Source organism: Streptomyces sp. SID12501 (genome assembly GCF_010550245.1).
GTDB lineage: Bacteria > Actinomycetota > Actinomycetes > Streptomycetales > Streptomycetaceae > Streptomyces.
In genome coordinates this window covers 1-430 of sequence record NZ_JAAGLU010000720.1, presented here as the reverse complement: position 1 = coordinate 430, position 430 = coordinate 1, and the positions used below count along the sequence as shown (strand labels likewise).

Annotated in this window: 1 protein-coding gene and 1 pseudogene; both read left to right on the top strand. The window is 72.6% G+C overall.

Annotation, left to right across the window (positions count from 1 at the left end; translation table 11 throughout):
- Window positions 1-303, top strand: a pseudogene (locus G3I71_RS48100) (hypothetical protein); the annotation flags it as partial.
- Window positions 293-430 (top strand): FAD-dependent oxidoreductase (locus tag G3I71_RS48095; protein ID WP_343243313.1); only part of this gene is annotated, 138 nt, incomplete at its 3' end. The pseudogene G3I71_RS48100 and the gene G3I71_RS48095, both read left to right, overlap by 11 nt.

The following is a 430-nucleotide window of genomic DNA, read 5'->3' as shown; positions in this document are numbered from 1 at the left end:
GACCCCTTCCAGCGCGCCGACCTCACGGACCTGATCGCGCTCCAGCGGAGCGTGCTCGACGCGCGCGGCGAGCGCCCCGCCCTCGGTCCGCTGTACGAGCGGCTGCGCGGCCGGTGCGGGGCGTGCGAGTACAAGGCGGTGTGCGGGGGCTCGCGCTCGCGGGCGTACGGCGCCACCGGGGACGTGCTGGCGGCGGATCCGTACTGCGCGTACGAGCCGGGCGGCTTCCCGTACCCGCAGGACGTGGCGGCCCTGACCGAAAGCACGATGCGCCGCACCCCACCCGTCCCATATGTTCCATAGAGGAACATATCGTCCACGGCCGCAGGAGAAGACAATGCGTTCAGTGATCGTCGTCGGTGGCGGCATCAGCGGTCTCGCGGCCGCCTGGCAACTGCGCGGCCGCGCGGACGTCACCGTGCTGGAGGGC